Annotated in this window: 15 protein-coding genes; all 15 read left to right on the forward strand. The window is 39.8% G+C overall.

Annotation, left to right across the window (positions count from 1 at the left end; genetic code table 11):
- Nucleotides 1-96: 96 nt before the first annotated feature.
- Nucleotides 97-4488 carry a PolC-type DNA polymerase III gene (locus STRDD10_RS09590; protein WP_067195551.1) on the forward strand — a complete coding sequence of 1464 codons (4392 nt, stop codon included), beginning with the start codon at nt 97-99 and terminating at the stop codon, nt 4486-4488.
- Between the two features lie 70 nt (nt 4489-4558).
- A complete protein-coding gene (locus STRDD10_RS09595; protein ID WP_067195554.1) occupies nt 4559-5089 on the forward strand; it encodes a DnaA/Hda family protein in 531 nt (176 codons plus the stop codon).
- 18 nt (nt 5090-5107) lie between these two features.
- Entirely contained in the window at nt 5108-6058 is a 951-nt protein-coding gene (locus STRDD10_RS09600) for a helix-turn-helix transcriptional regulator (protein WP_067195557.1), read from the forward strand.
- Between the two features lie 12 nt (nt 6059-6070).
- Nucleotides 6071-6700 carry a 3'-5' exonuclease gene (locus STRDD10_RS09605; protein WP_067195560.1) on the forward strand — a complete coding sequence of 210 codons (630 nt, stop codon included), beginning with the start codon at nt 6071-6073 and terminating at the stop codon, nt 6698-6700.
- A 112-nt stretch (nt 6701-6812) separates the two neighbouring features.
- The gene (locus STRDD10_RS09610) at nt 6813-7493 is read left to right on the forward strand and encodes a DnaB-like helicase C-terminal domain-containing protein (protein WP_067195563.1); all 681 of its coding nucleotides are present in this window, start codon (nt 6813-6815) and stop codon (nt 7491-7493) included.
- Nucleotides 7494-7509: 16 nt separating this feature from the next.
- Entirely contained in the window at nt 7510-7677 is a 168-nt protein-coding gene (locus STRDD10_RS11225; protein WP_197458336.1) for a hypothetical protein, read from the forward strand.
- 54 nt (nt 7678-7731) lie between these two features.
- Complete coding sequence (locus tag STRDD10_RS11795) at nt 7732-7854, forward strand: hypothetical protein (RefSeq protein WP_269450130.1); 123 nt, start codon at nt 7732-7734, stop codon at nt 7852-7854.
- A 73-nt stretch (nt 7855-7927) separates the two neighbouring features.
- The gene (locus STRDD10_RS09615) at nt 7928-9253 is read left to right on the forward strand and encodes a DUF262 domain-containing protein (protein ID WP_197458337.1); all 1326 of its coding nucleotides are present in this window, start codon (nt 7928-7930) and stop codon (nt 9251-9253) included.
- Nucleotides 9247-11175, forward strand: coding sequence for a DUF262 domain-containing protein (locus STRDD10_RS09620; protein ID WP_067195566.1), 1929 nt, complete (start codon nt 9247-9249; stop codon nt 11173-11175). The genes STRDD10_RS09615 and STRDD10_RS09620 overlap by 7 nt, the downstream gene beginning before the upstream one ends.
- A gap of 208 nt (nt 11176-11383) precedes the next feature.
- Nucleotides 11384-12235 carry a VOC family protein gene (locus tag STRDD10_RS09625; protein ID WP_067195568.1) on the forward strand — a complete coding sequence of 284 codons (852 nt, stop codon included), beginning with the start codon at nt 11384-11386 and terminating at the stop codon, nt 12233-12235.
- A gap of 3 nt (nt 12236-12238) precedes the next feature.
- Entirely contained in the window at nt 12239-12859 is a 621-nt protein-coding gene (locus STRDD10_RS09630) for a DsbA family protein (RefSeq protein ID WP_067195571.1), read from the forward strand.
- A 64-nt stretch (nt 12860-12923) separates the two neighbouring features.
- Complete coding sequence (locus tag STRDD10_RS09635) at nt 12924-13490, forward strand: TetR family transcriptional regulator (protein ID WP_067195572.1); 567 nt, start codon at nt 12924-12926, stop codon at nt 13488-13490.
- Nucleotides 13491-13628: 138 nt separating this feature from the next.
- Nucleotides 13629-14447 carry an MBL fold metallo-hydrolase gene (locus STRDD10_RS09640; protein ID WP_067195575.1) on the forward strand — a complete coding sequence of 273 codons (819 nt, stop codon included), beginning with the start codon at nt 13629-13631 and terminating at the stop codon, nt 14445-14447.
- Nucleotides 14438-14851, forward strand: a complete 414-nt coding sequence (locus tag STRDD10_RS09645) for a nuclear transport factor 2 family protein (RefSeq protein ID WP_231853411.1) — start codon at nt 14438-14440, stop codon at nt 14849-14851. The genes STRDD10_RS09640 and STRDD10_RS09645 overlap by 10 nt, the downstream gene beginning before the upstream one ends.
- 16 nt (nt 14852-14867) lie before the next feature.
- Nucleotides 14868-15770: a nuclear transport factor 2 family protein gene (locus tag STRDD10_RS09650; protein WP_231853412.1), complete on the forward strand. Its 903-nt coding sequence runs from the start codon at nt 14868-14870 to the stop codon at nt 15768-15770.
- Nucleotides 15771-15885 lie beyond the last annotated feature (115 nt).

Consider the following 15885-nt stretch of genomic DNA (forward strand, 5'->3'; position numbering starts at 1 on the left):
GGACAATATTTGTCTCTTATCTGTAGTATAATCTAATATATTTTAATTTTAGATAGGTATCATATACTAATAGAAGTATTGAAAGTGGTGTAAAAATTGTCAAATACGTTTGATATTTTGATGAATCAGATTGACCTACCTTTAGAGTATCGTGAGTCAGATGCCTTACAAGGGGCAGAGATTGAGAAAGTCATTGTGCATAGAGCTAGCAAGGTATGGGAGTTTCATTTTGTTTTCGCGAAAATTTTGCCGATTGAGATTTTTAAAAGTTTATCTTCTGCTCTTCAAAACGAATTTTCAAAGACTGGAAATCAAGCTATATTTTCTATTAAAGTCAAAAGTAATTCTTTCACCAATGAGTTGTTACAGTCTTATTATGAGGAGTCTTTTGCAACTGGTCCTTGTTCCAGTCAGGGATTTCGTTCTCTTTTTCAGGGTTTGCTGGTGAAGGTTAATGGTGATGTTTTATCTATCAGTGGTCCTTCCAGTATTGACACTGAGCATTTTCGTAAAAATCATCTGCCAAATCTTGTTGAGCAGTTAACTAAGTTTGGTTTTCCTCGTTTTAATTGTCAAGTAGTGATGGATGAAGAGCTGACTCAGCAGCAGAAAGAGCAGTTTTTGGCAGATAAGGAAGAGAAATTTCGGCAGGCTAATGATGAAACTCTGCGTGCGCTGGAATCGCTTGAACTGATAGGTTCACAACCTATGGAGGAAAAGCCTGCCTTTGATTTTCAAACCAAGCGAACTATGGCTAAGACCAAGCTAGATAAAGCCGAAATCACTCGGATGGTGGATGTTCAAAGTGAGGAGAATCGTCTAGTCTTTGAAGGTTTAGTTTTTGACGTGGAACAACGGGTAACCAGGACAGGTCGTGTCTTGATAAATTTTAAAATGACTGACTACACGTCTAGCTTTGCTCTTCAGAAATGGTTTAAAAATGAGGAAGAGGCTGCTAAGTTTGATCTGATTAAGAAAAATTCTTGGTTGAGAGTTCGTGGAAATATAGAAATGAATAACTTCACACGAGACTTGACTATGAATGTTCAAGATGTGCAAGAAGTAACGCATTATGAGCGAAAAGATTTAATGCCTGAGGGTGAAAAACGTGTTGAGTTTCATGCGCATACTAATATGTCTACTATGGATGCTCTGCCAGAAGTCGAGGATATTGTAGCCACTGCGGTAAATTGGGGTCATAAAGCAGTAGCGATTACTGATCACGGGAATGTTCAATCTTTTCCACATGGCTACAAAGCTGCAAAAAAAGCTGGCATACAGCTTATCTATGGCATGGAGGCCAATATCGTAGAAGATAAGGTTCCAATTGTATATAATCCTGTGGATATAGATTTGACTGATACTACTTATGTTGTATTTGATGTGGAAACAACCGGTCTATCTGCTGTTTACAATAATTTGATTCAAGTTGCAGCTAGTAAGATGTATAAAGGGAATATCATTGCTGAGTTTGATGAGTTTATTGATCCTGGACATCCTTTGTCAGTCTTTACGACGGAGTTGACAGGGATAACAGATGAACATCTGCGTGATGCCAAGCCACTGGAACAAGTTTTGAAAGAATTTCAAGATTTTTGTCAAGATACTGTTCTTGTTGCTCATAATGCTAGCTTTGATGTCGGTTTTATGAATGTGAACTATGAACGGTATGGGCTACCTATTATTAGTCAGCCAGTGATTGATACCTTGGAATTTGCCCGCAATCTCTATCCAGAATACAAACGTCATGGTCTGGGACAATTAACCAAGCGGTTTAAAGTTGCTCTTGAGCATCACCATATGGCTAATTATGATGCCGAAGCAACTGGGCGCTTGCTCTTTATCTTTATCCGAGATGTAGAAGAAAAATATGGCGTGACCAATCTATCTCAGCTGAATACTGAGCTAGTAGATGAAAATTCCTTTAAAAAAGCACGAGTTAAACATGCTACCCTTTATGTAAAAAATCAGAAAGGGCTTAAAAATATTTTCAAGCTGGTTTCTCTATCCAATACCAAGTATTTTGAAGGGGTGCCAAGGATACCACGGACGGTATTGGATGCTCATCGTGAGGGATTAATTATTGGTTCTGCCTGCTCAGAAGGGGAAGTTTTTGATGCGGTTGTTTCTAAAGGAGTAGAAGCAGCTGTTGAAGTGGCTAAGTATTATGACTTTATTGAGGTCATGCCTCCAGCAATTTATGCTCCTTTGATTTCCCAAGAGCAAATCAAGGATATGGATGAACTCCAGTCAATTATCAAGAGTTTGATAGAGGTGGGAAATCGTCTTGGAAAGCCTGTACTTGCAACGGGAAATGTCCATTATATTGAACCGGAAGAAGAGATTTTTCGTGAGATTATTGTCCGGAGTTTGGGTCAAGGAGCGAAGATTAATCGTCCTATTGGTCGAGGAGAGAATGCACAACCAGCACCACTTCCTAAAGCTCATTTTAGAACAACAAATGAAATGCTAGATGAGTTTGCCTTTTTAGGAGAAGACTTGGCTAGAAAATTGGTCATCGAAAATACCAATGCTCTAGCAGAGACGTTTGAACCAGTTGAGGTGGTTAAGGGCGACCTCTATACACCCTTTATCGAGAAGGCGGAGGAAACGGTTGCGGAGTTGACCTATCAAAAGGCCTTTGAGATTTATGGAAATCCCCTGCCGGACATTGTTGATCTGCGGATTGAAAAGGAATTGACTTCCATTCTGGGAAATGGTTTTGCTGTGATTTATCTAGCTTCCCAGATGCTGGTGCAGCGTTCCAATGAACGAGGTTATCTAGTGGGGTCACGGGGTTCAGTTGGATCCAGTTTTGTTGCAACTATGATTGGGATTACTGAAGTTAATCCTTTGGCACCACATTATGTCTGTGGTCAGTGTCAGTACAACGAGTTTATCACGGATGGATCCTATGGTTCAGGTTTTGATATGCCCAATAAGGACTGTCCAAACTGTGGTCACAAACTGAGTAAAAATGGGCAGGATATTCCTTTTGAAACCTTCCTTGGTTTTGATGGAGACAAGGTTCCCGATATTGATTTGAACTTCTCGGGGGAAGACCAACCGAGCGCTCACTTGGACGTGCGGGACATCTTTGGTTCAGAATATGCTTTTCGTGCGGGAACAGTTGGTACCGTAGCAGCCAAGACAGCTTATGGTTTTGTCAAAGGTTATGAGCGGGATTATGGAAAATTCTATCGGGATGCGGAGGTAGAACGCCTAGCGCAAGGAGCTGCGGGGGTAAAACGGACGACTGGTCAGCACCCTGGGGGGATTGTTGTTATTCCCAACTATATGGATGTGTACGACTTTACACCTGTGCAGTATCCTGCAGACGATGTCACAGCTGAGTGGCAGACAACCCATTTTAACTTCCATGATATTGATGAGAATGTCTTGAAACTCGATGTTTTAGGTCATGATGATCCAACTATGATTCGGAAACTTCAGGATTTATCTGGTATTGATCCTAATGAAATTCCTATGGATGATGAGGGAGTGATGGCTCTCTTCTCGGGGACAGAAGTACTGGGTGTGACACCTGAGCAGATTGGCACACCGACTGGAATGCTAGGGATTCCTGAATTTGGAACTAACTTTGTTCGAGGGATGGTCAATGAAACGCATCCGACGACCTTTGCAGAACTGCTCCAGTTATCAGGATTGTCCCACGGTACGGACGTATGGCTAGGTAATGCACAAGATCTCATCAAGCAGGGAATTGCGGACCTATCAACTGTTATCGGTTGTCGGGATGACATCATGGTTTATCTCATGCACAAGGGACTGGAACCTAAGATGGCCTTTACTATCATGGAACGGGTGCGGAAAGGGCTCTGGTTGAAAATTTCTGATGAGGAGCGTAACGGATATATTCAGGCTATGAAGGAAAATAATGTGCCTGAATGGTACATTGAGTCCTGTGGGAAAATTAAGTATATGTTCCCTAAAGCCCATGCGGCTGCTTATGTTATGATGGCTCTGCGTGTAGCCTACTTTAAGGTGCATCATCCAATTTACTATTATTGCGCTTACTTTTCTATTCGTGCCAAGGCTTTTGATATCAAAACCATGGGTGCAGGGTTGGATGCGGTCAAGCGCAGGATGGAAGAAATTTCTGAAAAACGGAAGAACAATGAAGCCTCTAATGTAGAGATCGACCTTTTTACCACACTCGAAATCGTCAATGAAATGTGGGAAAGGGGGCTTAAGTTTGGTAAGCTTGATCTCTATCGTAGTGATGCAACCGAGTTCTTAATTGATGGTGATACTCTGATACCACCTTTTGTAGCTATGGATGGCTTGGGAGAAAACGTTGCGAAGCAAGTTGTGAAGGCGCGCGCAGAAGGAGAATTTCTCTCTAAAACTGAGCTCCGCAAGCGGGGAGGTCTTTCCTCTACACTAGTCGAAAAGATGGACGAGATGGGGATTCTGGGTAATATTCCAGAGGATAATCAGCTGAGTTTGTTTGATGATTTGTTTTGATAAAAGATATAGATGGACAAATTTTGTCCATCTATTTTGTTATACTTGGTGTATAATAAAGGAAGAGGGAATGCAAATGAATCAACACGGCTTCAATGAAAACTACCAATTTGAAAATTTTACAGAAAAAAATGGCAATGAGTGGGCCAAAGTAGGAGCCTTGGCGGTTGTGCAGAATTTGGGAACTCTTTACAATCCCTTTTATCTCTATGGTCAACCTGGTGCTGGGAAAACGCATCTGATTCAATCGGTTGGAAATCAAGTTTTAAAAGAAAATCCAAACACACAAGTAAAATATATATCAGCTAAGGATTTTGCCGATGAGTGTTTAGAGGCATCAAAAATAGGTGATTTAGAACAATTTAGAAAGTGCTACTCTAATCTTGATCTACTTATCTTGGATGACATTCAAGCCTTGAGCGAGATGGCTATCTCTGTCCAGGACGAATTGATCACCATTTTTGATTTACTTCGTCGCCAACAGAAACAAATCATCCTATCCAGTTCATGTGAGGTAGATGAATTAGAGAATTTTAATCCAAAACTAACATTACGTTTTAAATTGGGATTGATAGTAAGTCTGTCACTCATTGAAAAATAATCAAACGAGGAAAAAATGATGAACGACCAAGAAAGATTGCTGACTATATTTCTTCGCTTGCAAGCTGGCGCGCACTTGAGAAAAAAAGAACTGGCAGATGAATTTGCAGTGAGCGAGAAAACTATTCAACGTGATCTTGCTTTGTTACGTGATTTTTTAGCAAGTCAGTTGCATATTGCGAGTGAATTAGTCTACAGTCGGAAAACAAATAGTTACGCTTTTCAGGGGAAGGCTATATTTAACAAAAAGGATATTTTGGTTATTGCAAAGATTTTGTTAGAAAATCGAGCCTTGAATCAAGAGGAAAATGAGGATTTACTGAGAAATTTACTATCTTTAGTGTCCCGTGAAGAACAAAAAGAGATTGAACAGATTATTGGCAGTGAAAAACTCAATTATGTTCCTCTATCTGACCAACAAAATCGTGTGGACAAGATTTGGGATTTATCAGAGGCCATTCGTCGGGAGAATGTGATGGACATCAGCTACCAAAGCCCTTATACCCAGACTTCTAAGGAACAGACGATTTTGCCCGTCTCTCTTTATTATGATAGCCACTATTTTTATGTCGTTGCCTATCAACTGAAACATGAGACCTATATCACACTGAGAGTGGATCGTATTTTATCTTGGAAATGGAGCAACCAACCCAAACCCATAATTCCGTATAGAGATAAGTTCCGAGACGGTGATATTCGTAACCAACGAGTAGATGCCTTTATGAGCAAGAAAGTGAAACTTGAGTTGGAATTTCTCTACGACCCGACCATCGTCCTTGACCAGTTTCCGACTGCCAAGATAGTGGGGGAAAATGGTGAATGGACACGGTTCAAACTAGAAAGTCAGCACACTCCAGGTCTCAAACGATGGTTGCTGGGACAAGGAGAAGCTGTTAAGGTCTTATCACCACAGGTTTTAGTAGATGACTTAAAAGAAACGATTAGAGAAATGATGGAGCAGTATAAATAACAAGGAAAAAACATGGAAGAAACATTTGTAGTTTATCAGGTAAGGGACTTAGAACTTGATGCAATGCCCTATATTGTATTTGATATTGAAACGACTGGCTTGGATAAAAAAGAATGCGATATAATTCAAATCAGTGCAATGAAGATTGTTAATGGAGATAAGATTGAAGAATTTAATCATTTTATCAAACCTCGGCGTCCTTTATCAGATTTTACTACTGAGTTAACGGGGATTTCTAACGAAGATGTTCAAAACGCAAGAAAATTACATGATGTGTTAGTAGATTTTCAATCCTTTATTCGAGATTTTCCCCTTATAGCGCATAATATTACTTTTGATATGGATTTTCTCAATGAAAAATATAATCATTGCAACTTATCTTTAATGGATAATACTTACATAGATACGTTAGAGCTTGCTCGAAGAATCTATCCAGAACGAAAACGTTTTGGTTTAACTCCTTTAATTCTCGATTATAACATGTCATTATCGTCAGCTCGTGGTCGAATGATGGACGTTGAAGTCCTTACTCAGTTGTTTCCAATTATGTTGAATGATGCTAAAAATGAGTTTCAATGTGAATTTATTGAAGATTTGAATAAACTTCCGTTAAATCCCAATGATATTGAACGGAAGAAGTGATAGATAAGGTGGCAGATTTGTCATCTTTTCTTTTGTTCTTTTTCTGAAAGTGGACAATTGCTGTCTATATGAGGGTGTATACTGAAATCAGTAAAAGGAGGAAGAGAGAATTATGGTTTGGACAGAAGAAAAATTACAAATGATGTATTGTAAGAAGTATCCTCATCGACGGCTGAAGTTGGAAATGAAAGGCGATAGAATAACTTGTTTACAAAAGGGAAATGTCACTGTCTTAACTGGGAAGCCAGCCATTGGTAAAAGCAGACTATCTTTTCAAGTCATCTATGATGTGATTTTACAAAACAAAAATGTAATCTGCTTTTCACTTCAAAGGAGCACGGAAAGTTTAGTCATAGGTTTGATAAAGCAATGTAGTGATGCAACTCCTATAAATATCAAAACAGAGGCATGCTATAAATGGGATAGGGCAATATTTGATAATGGGAATAGTCTCTATATTGATGATACACCAGGAATTAAAATCAATGATATGATTCATCGCACCATAGAATTGTGCCAAAGTGTTGGTGATATTCAGTTAATGGTTGTCGATTATTTACAACTAATTTTGGAACATCAAAAACTAGAAACTAGAGAGAAAAATGATGAACTGTTGATTAGTAGATGTTTGAAAAATTTGGCTATTGATTTGAATATCCCCATATTGTTAATTAGTCATTTGAAATTTCAGGAAAGAGATTATTTACATGGCAATAAATTGGACTTTACAGTATTAAATAAATTGATAAAAGATAGGGTAGATTGTGATGACATTATCTATCTTTACGAATAATTCAGGAGAATAGACCATGACCCTAAGGATTATCTCTTACAAAGACGCACAAGGAAACTTTGTATCAAGTTCCGACATCTGGAACAAAGAGAAGTTGGAGGAGCTGTTTGAACGACTCAACCCAAACCGAAGTTTGCGACTCAATCGAGAAAAATCTTGTTATACTACGTCTAACAAGTATTGACTTCTCAGTCAATACTTAATCTAAAAGTAATCACTGTAAAGGAGGTGGGGACACATGACAGAGTGGATTGTTATTGACCAGTTTGGGAATATGATTGGCCAAGGTTTCTGGACTAAAGAAGCTGCTGAGCAGTATGCTAAAAATATTCCAAATGCCAGTGTTATTATAAAGAATTAGCTCGTTCAAACCACAGATTCGCTTGAATTTGTGGTTTTTAAAAGGTAAAATAAGAGATACGAAGGAGAGATACATGGACATTTTATTCACATCAAACTCAGTTGGGGACATTCTTTCCAAGGAAAATTTGCACATTCCCTCTTACCAGCGCCCTTATAAGTGGGAGAGAAAACACATTCGCAATCTTTTCTATGATGTGCGTGATGCCATGAGTAAGAGCGAGTACCAGATTGGCTCGGTTATTTTGCATGAAAAGGATGGTCAGTTAGATATTGTTGATGGTCAGCAACGCTTGATTTCTATCTCCTTGTTTTTATATGCTCTAGAAGCACATGAGGACTTCAAGGGGGCAGATAAACTGCTGAGTGCAGAATATGGTGACATTTCTTGCTACCATGCCCAGGAAAATCTTGCTGAGTGGCGTAATCTGATCCAGCTTGTTGGTAGGAAAGAGGCAGAGGCTGTTTGTCAATTTTTGTTGGAAAACTGTTTCATTTCTTGCATTACCATGCCTGAAGACCGTTTGGCAGAGGCTTTCCAGCTGTTTGATTCTCAAAACAATCGAGGAAAATCACTAGAACCCCATGACTTGCTTAAAGCTTATCACCTGCGGAAACAAAATGCAGATGATGAAAAGATTGTGGAGATGTGGGAAAGTTTTGTGGAAAACCAGGATTTGAGCTTGCGGGATTTATTTGATAAGTATCTCTTTCGTATGAAGCGCTGGTCTAGGGGTGAGACCGGTCTAACCAAGAGGCGCTATGGCTCTTATCTACGTTTTACTGAGGATTTTATTGATGATTTCAAGGGTGTTGACTTAGACCAGCAGTATCCTTATTTAGAACTGTACCGTCAGCTTGATAGTCTCTCAGATGGGAATTTTCCACTGTCTTTGACGATGCCGATTATTGATGGTGAAAAGTTTTTTAAATACATTGAGAATGCTCATAAAGTCATAACAGGGTATAGGAAACACTTGGAAGATTTACTCCTATTACAGGAATCCAAAGACAATGTGGAAGAGAAACTGGATTTGCCAGATGGTGTACGGAAGATATTTAATAGTTCAAAAAGTCGCTATCTTCGCTGTCAGAACCTTTTTCTAAACATTTGCATTCTCTTTATAGAGCGTTTTGGGGAGAGTGAGTTAACCAGAGAGGTAGTGGAAACGCTGTTTATCTGGGCCTACTATCCTCGTGTGAAATCAAAAGTTATTTATGATAGTACCTTGGGAAACTATGCAGCAGGTGGCAGATTTCGTCAACAGCCAGTTCAGAAACTCTTTCTGGTGCTGGCAACTGCAACAAGTCCTACTGATTTTTTGATGAAGATTGACCGAGATAGATTTGAACACTATACAGTTGATGATATTGTAAAGGAGGAAGAAAAGAAGTGGTAGATACACATACTAGTTTATTTGTGAGTGAATTGCTGAGTGGAGACCAGTATGTCATTCCTCTCTATCAGCGCAATTTCGCTTGGACTTATGATGAGATTGAACAGTTACTCAATGACGTGGCGGATGCTTTTGCGGATGCTTTTGTGGAAGAAGGTAGAAAAAATTATTACATCGGAACGTTGGTGGTGAACCGAGAGGGAAATCTTTTTAAAATCATTGATGGTCAACAACGGACAACTGCCCTCAACTTGCTTGCCTTAGTTTTGAAGCATGAGTTCGGCTTTGATCGCTTCCCTACTATGAACCTATCATTTCCAGCTCGGAAAAAATCCAATGAAGTTATTCAAAAGCTCTTTCATCATCAGGAAATTGCTGAAGAAGATGAAAATGAACTGATTCGTGGTTATCGTCATGCCAAGGAGGCCTTGGATAAGGTATTGAAAGAACGTGAATTTGATCATCAAGATTTTTTTGACTTCCTTTTTGACAAAGTAGTCATTTTTCGCAGTATCTTGCCTCAAAACTTGGATTTAAATCTCTATTTTGAACGCTTTAACTCCCGTGGAGAACAACTAGAGGCTCACGAAATCCTAAAGGCACAGATGATGGCGAAATTTGGTGATGACCAGATTAGAGCGCAGAAATTTGCGAGAATCTGGGATGCCTGTGCCGATTTTGATAGACCAGTGATCTCTCAGTTTAAAAGGAGAGTGCGTCCGAATGATTCTGATCAGGAAAAAGAGCGATTGTTTGGGAAATATTTTAATCAATTTAACATTGTTGGAGCTTTTGAAAAGCTAGATATACAAAAAACGGATAGACGAAAATTGATTGATAGCCTTGAAAATCGTTCCGGAAGTCGGAATGTGGATAACACTCAAGAGCGTGAGTTTTCTAACTATACAGCGGTTATTGATTTTCCAACCTTTTTGTTACATGTCCTTTATCTTATGCAAGGGTCTGCAGATGTTTCTTTTGATGATAAAAAATTACTCCAACAGTTTGATTTGGGTTCTAAGGAAGCTAGCTGGATCAAGCAGTTTGCAGAACAGCTATTGATGGTGCGACATATTTTTGATACATTTGTCGTGAAAAATGTTTTATTGGATTCATCAAATGAGACCGAATGGCAATTGAAAAGAATTGTATATGCAGAAGAAAATAATAAAAAAGGTGGATGGTATTATGTTCGTGAGCGAGATACGCATAATACCTTTGAAGATAGCAAGGTCAATCAAAATATCATCCTCCTCCAATCTATGTTTGCGGTGACCTTCACAGCCAATCGTGACAGTCGCTGGTTGTATGAAATTTTACAGTTTTTATTTGAGCATATTGATGAATTGCACCAGCAAGATTTTGGAAAGGATTTTAGAGACTTTCTAGAAAAGATGGCAGTTCGGTATGCGGAGAGTCGCTTGTTTGCAGAAAATGGGCAGTTCAGGAGCTACGGCGACATTCCTGTCTATGCCTTTAACTTTGTGGACTATGTACTTTGGAAGAATAGAGATAGCTTAGCAAAAGAATACAATACATCATCAGATGATTATAAAATCAATTTTAATGATTTTAAATTTGCTTACCGTCGTTCTGTTGAGCATTGGTATCCTCAGCATCCAAATGGGGAAGATGGTTGGGATAACTTGCCAACTGCCTATCTTCATTCTTTTGGAAATCTCTGTATCATTACCGATAGTCAAAATTCTAGATTTGGCAATCTGAATCCTAGTACAAAGTTTGGTCAGTGGCGAAATAATTTTTACAGGCAAAGTTTAAAACTGCAACTAATGGCTAAAATAACAGAGCAAAGTGGCTCTGATTGGGGACCATCTCAAATAAGAGGAATGGAAAATGATATTTTGATTTTAGTAAATAAATTTATAGAAAGTAAGTCATTAGAGAGACTAAATTCCTCTATTTAGATAAAACGATAAGTTTAGTCAAAATGTTATAGGATAACCAGCTGAGTCTGTTTTAGGGGGAAATAAACCTAACGAGAAGGATGAAATTCCTATCTTGTTAGGTTTTTTCTGTATTTCAATCCTCCCAATCCTTTCTCTTGACATTTCAAATTTTCGGTGTATAATTGATGTAAATTAAATAGTTACAACATAGAAAAGAGGAATTGATATGACCTATGCTTACAATAGCCACATTTACCTAGCAGAAGCAGTGTTGAACGTTCAGGATTTGAAGCGACAGACAGCCTTTTACCATCAGATTATCGGGTTGGAGATTTTATCGCAGTCAGACCGGGAAGTCCTTCTAGGTGCCGGGGGCAAGCCCTTGGTTCACTTGAAAGAGACCGATCGAAGAGAACTTGTAAAGGACAGTTATGGCCTTTATCATCTGGCCATTCTCTTGCCGAGCCGAGAAGCTTTGGGGGATGTTTTTAAGCATATCGCTGAGTTGCAGATTCCCCTCATCGGTGGGGCGGATCATGGTTACAGCGAAGCTCTCTACTTAGAAGACTTGGAAGGTAATGGCATTGAGCTGTATCGAGACAAGCCAGTGTCAGTTTGGGATATTCGTGAGGACGGCCGCATTGTCGGGGTGACGGAGGAATTGGCTGCCCAGGATATTTATGAGCTGGGACGGGAAGTGGATCCTTTTGTTATCGATCCAGAAACGCGCATGGGCCATATTCACCTATCTGTCAAGGATAGTCAGGCTTCCAGTCGTTTCTATCAGCAAGTGCTCGGTTTAGAAGATAAGTTTAGCATTCCAAATGCCAGTTGGATCGCAGCAGGCGATTACCACCACCATCTAGCTGTCAATGAATGGGGTGGGAAAAAGCTAGCGCACCGTGAGAAAGACATGCCAGGTCTTGCCTCCTATGTTGTCGAGGTGGAAGAGAAGGAAAGCCTGCTTGTCATTGCAGCAGCTGCCAAGGAAGAGGGAGCTCCCATCACTTGGGTGACCTCCAATGAACTTATCTTCGAAGATCCAGATGGGATCCTAACCCGTGTGAGAAAGGGCTAGTGCATGAAAGTCTACTATATTTGGGACGCCTATTGTGGCTGGTGTTATGGTTTTGACAAGATCTTAGCACCCTTTATGAAAGCTCATCCTGAACTTGAACTGGAGATGATCTCTGGTGGACTCTTTACGGGTGGAAATGAAAAAAACACGCGCCAACTGGGAGCATATGATGCCATGAACGAGGAGATTGCTCGGAGATATGGAGTTGAGTTTGGCGAGGCTTTTAAAGCGACCTTTACTCAAGACTTACCGATTGACTCCCTTCGTGCTGCTCAGGCTTTTGGAGTCCTTCGTCGCTATATCCCACAAGAAGAGCAAGTAGCGCTTGCTTACCGGATGCAGCAAGCCTTTTATGAGAAAGGACAGCTCTTGTCAGACCTTGAGACCTATGAAAACGTGATTGGCGAATTTGATCTGGATCCTATGATCCTTTTACCAGAGGTTGAGACAGCTTGGCAGTCCAGAGCACCCCATCCTGACTTTAGGAGAGCACGTGAGCTGGGGGTGACTAGCTATCCGACCCTGATCCTTGAAAAGGATGGTCGCTATTACGACCTAAGAGGGCAGGCCCAAACAGTGGAAGAACTAGAAGCAACTTATCAAAGTTTATCGCATCTAGATTAGAATAAATCATGAAGAGCCGGTTTTGCCGGCCCTTTTTGGTATAATAGAGAAAAAGGAGAATATCATGCCCCAAGATTTGCGTATCAAAAAAACAAAGCTAGCCATTCGTCAAGCGGTGCTAGGTTTGCTTGCTGAAAAACCATTCAAGAAAATTACAGTAGCAGAGATTATTCATACAGCGGAAATCAATCGAGGGACTTTTTACGCCCACTATCTCGATAAGTACGATCTGTTAGAGAAGATTGAAATGGAGGTAGGAGAAGAGTTTTCTGCTGCGATTCAGGATTTGACGGCTCGAACCTTACAAGAAAACTGGGAGCAGGGAGATAGTTTTGACCATATCTTACCCATTCTGACTTATGTTGAGGAAAATCAAGAATTGTTCAAATTGATGGCAGAAAGAAAATTAAGCTCGGCTTGGTTTGATGACATTGTCGCTACTTATTTCCAAAGTATTTTTCCAAGAGAGACTGGAGACGATGTTTGGCCCTTGTACAAACAGGATGTTTTAAAGGCTAGCATTGTAGCTACCGCTAATCGTTGGGTTTTGGGTGGTTGTCGTGAAAATAAGGAAGATTTAGCATCTTGGATGACGGAGACTGAGCAACTCATTTTATTTGATCATACGTAAACCATACAGATTCTTAAAAAGTGTTCGATAAGCAACAGATTGTCATTTATTGCTGATTGAACGCTTTTTATTTTCGCGTATAATAAAACATGTAAGTAAAAACAACACCTAACAACAAACATATTTGGAGGAAAGAAAATGGCTAAAGATTTTACATTGTCTGATGGCACGAAATTACATGTTTTTACAGCTGATGAGATGGGCTTCATGGTCACATCGACCTTAGTGGTTCGTAAGCAAAAAGCCTTCTTGGTTGGGGCACGTTTTAGACTCTCAGATGGCCGAGAAATCGTGGAATATCTCAAAGAAAACAAGCTAGAATTAGAACAGATTTTCATTATCCATGGGGATCCAGATTATTATTTTGGTTTAGAAGAAGTCAAGGCAGCATTTCCAGAGGTTGTAGCCGTAGCGACACCTTTTGTGGTGGAACATATCTTAGCGACTGTAGAAAACAAACTCGAAGTTTGGCGTGATTTTCTGGGAGACAATCTACCCAAAAATGTCGTGATTCCATCTGTCATGACTGAGCAAGTCATTGAGTTTCAAGGAACAAGCTGGAAATTGTATGGATCTGAGCCATCCCAAGTCAATCTCTGGAATGAAGAGACAAAAACACTTATCGGTGGAGTTAATGTGTTCAACGAAAGTCACTTGTTCCTTGCAGATACACCAACTATAAAGGAATTACGTGACTGGCAAGGGCGTTTGCGTGAATTATTAGCTTTGGATGCCGATTTAGTAGTTGTGAGCCATGGTGATGAGAGTCGTTCCTTTGACAATCAAGCCTTACAATTCTCGCTAGACTATATTGAGTACGCGATTGAACTAAAAGGTTATGTTCAGGATTCAGAAACTTTTAAAGAAAAAATTCAGGAGCGTTTTCCAAATCTTCGCAACGAATCAGTTCTCGACATGAGTGCCAAAGTTATAACAGGTGAAATGGTATGGGGATGATAGAAATGACAGTTGATTACAAAGAATTGGTAGCCCAGTCTTACCAAGCAATGGCTGAAGGGCGGATAGCGGACTTTAAAGCTTATTTTGCAGACCAATTGGTCTGGAAAGAGGCAGAAGGTTTCCCTTATGGTGGTGTTTACCATGGGATTGATGCGGTTGTTGACCATGTTCATAGTCGTCTAGGCTCAGAATGGATGGACTATCAGGCGACACCAAAAGCGTATTTTGTGAGTGAGAATCAAGTCGTCGTTCACGGGCAATACAGTGGGACTTACAAGAAAACCAATAAATTTTTTAGAGCAGACTTTGCACATTTTTATCGATTTGACGAGGCGGGAAAAGTTGTCAACTTTATTCAAGTTGTTGATAGTGCCCTCGTACAAGCCGCAATGACATTATAGAAAGACAGGTAATAAAATGAAAACATCTACAAAAACATGGATCGCAGGAGTAACAGCAGTTGTCGTTTTAGGAGCAGGAGGAATCTATTATATGAACCAACAACAATCAGCACAAGTAACATTACAAGAGACCAAGCAAATTTCAAAAATGAGCAATACAGAAAAAGCAGTCGCTTTGTTGAAATCCTTTGAAACGGGAGATACGGGGATTGCTAAGCAAGTTTTGAAAAAAGACTATATTCAACACAATCAGACCGTAGCTACAGGCTTGGACGGTTTCCTTCAAATCATGGAAGGAGCTAAAAACGGTGGAAGTGCTGCGACTGTTGATATTAAGCGTCAATTTGAAGATGGAAATACCGTCGTCTTACATAGTGTCTACAACTTTGGTGGACAAGAAATGGTCGGATTTGATGTTTTCAAATTTGATGATGCAGGTATGATCACGGAGCACTGGGACAATCTTAGCCCTGTTCGCGACGCTAACTACAGTGGTCACACACAGTTTGATGGTGCAGCGACAATTGATACCAGTGTGAATGGAGAAGAAACTAAGAAACTGGTTTCGACTTATATCGATGATATTATCTATGGTCAACATCCTGAAAAATTGGACTCATACTTTGATGGTGATCACTATATCCAGCATAATGCTGATATGGTTGACACAGTTTCAGGCTTTAAAGCTTCTCTTCAACAGATGGCCCAAATGGGAATCAATATGGATTATAAAACAACGCACCAAGTCCTTGCCCAAGGTGACTTTGCCTTGGTTATTAGTGAAGGAAACTTGGCTGGAAAAGAGACAGCTTTCTATGATCTTTACCGTGTAGAAAATGGGAAAATCGCAGAACATTGGGATGTTCTTGCAGACGTCATCGCTGATTCGGAAGCAGCAAACACGAACGGGAAATTTTAAATCGAATGGATCAGTATTTAAAAATAACAATAATTAGTAATTTTTTGAGCCAATCGATTGACATTCCGTTTAAATAGAGTATAATAGAGAATGTAATAAAAAAAATTACAACAAG

It is taken from the genome of Streptococcus sp. DD10 (assembly GCF_001578805.1).
Lineage (GTDB): Bacteria > Bacillota > Bacilli > Lactobacillales > Streptococcaceae > Streptococcus.